Origin of the sequence: Burkholderia sp. Bp8998, assembly GCF_003854235.1 — a bacterium.
GTDB lineage: Bacteria > Pseudomonadota > Gammaproteobacteria > Burkholderiales > Burkholderiaceae > Burkholderia.
On record NZ_QTQF01000160.1, the window covers coordinates 1 to 627 of the forward strand.

Here is a 627-nt window from a genome sequence, read left to right on the forward strand (position 1 = left end):
GCGAACGTGAAGATGTCGATGAACCCGTTCGACGAAATCGCGGTGGAAGAAGCGGTGCGCCTGAAGGAAGCGGGCGTGGCGACCGAAGTGATCGCGGTGTCGGTCGGCGTGACGCAGGCGCAGGAAACGCTGCGCACGGCGCTGGCGATCGGCGCGGATCGCGCGATCCTGGTCGAGTCGAACGACAGCGTCGAGCCGCTGGCCGTCGCGAAGATCCTGAAGGCGCTGGTCGACAAGGAACAGCCGCAACTGGTGATCCTCGGCAAGCAGGCGATCGACGACGATTCGAACCAGACGGGCCAGATGCTGGCCGCGCTGGCAGGTCTGCCGCAAGCGACGTTCGCGTCGAAGGTGACGATCGCCGACGGCCGTGCGACCGTCGCACGTGAAGTCGACGGCGGCGCGGAAACGCTGTCGCTGACGCTGCCGGCGGTCGTGACGACCGACCTGCGCCTGAACGAGCCGCGCTACGTGACGCTGCCGAACATCATGAAGGCGAAGAAGAAGCCGCTGGAAACGGTGAAGCCGGAAGACCTGGGCGTGGACGTCGCGCCGCGTCTGAAGACGCTGAAGGTGGCCGAGCCGCCGAAGCGCGCGGCCGGCGTGAAGGTGCCGGACGTGAAGACG

Annotated in this window: 1 protein-coding gene; it reads left to right on the top strand. The window is 67.1% G+C overall.

Annotation, left to right across the window (positions count from 1 at the left end; genetic code table 11):
- Positions 1-627 (top strand): electron transfer flavoprotein subunit beta/FixA family protein (locus tag DIE06_RS37955; protein WP_148094392.1); only part of this gene is annotated, 627 nt, incomplete at both ends.